A 232-nucleotide genomic window follows, 5' to 3' on the forward strand; every position below is an offset into this window, starting at 1 on the left:
TCCTTCGAAGCGGAGGCGTACAGCACCCCGCCGCCTGCGATCAGAAGCGGCCTGCGCTTGCCTTGGAGCAGCTGCGCTGCGCGCTGAACCGCAGCTTCGGCAGCTGGCCGGCGGTCGATATAGTGAACTTTCTTATCAAAGAAAGCTAATGGATAATCATAAGCCTCTGCCTGCACATCCTGCGGCAGAGCAAGCGTCACCGCTCCGGTGTCAGCGGGGTCCGTTAGTACCC

The 232-nt window shown here is 60.8% G+C and carries 1 pseudogene; it reads right to left on the minus strand.

What is annotated here, in order from left to right:
• Positions 1-232: pseudogene (locus KVT27_RS26305) on the minus strand (3D-(3,5/4)-trihydroxycyclohexane-1,2-dione acylhydrolase (decyclizing)); the annotation flags it as partial.

This window comes from Lysinibacillus sp. GbtcB16 (assembly GCF_019091145.1).
GTDB lineage: Bacteria > Bacillota > Bacilli > Bacillales_A > Planococcaceae > Lysinibacillus > Lysinibacillus fusiformis.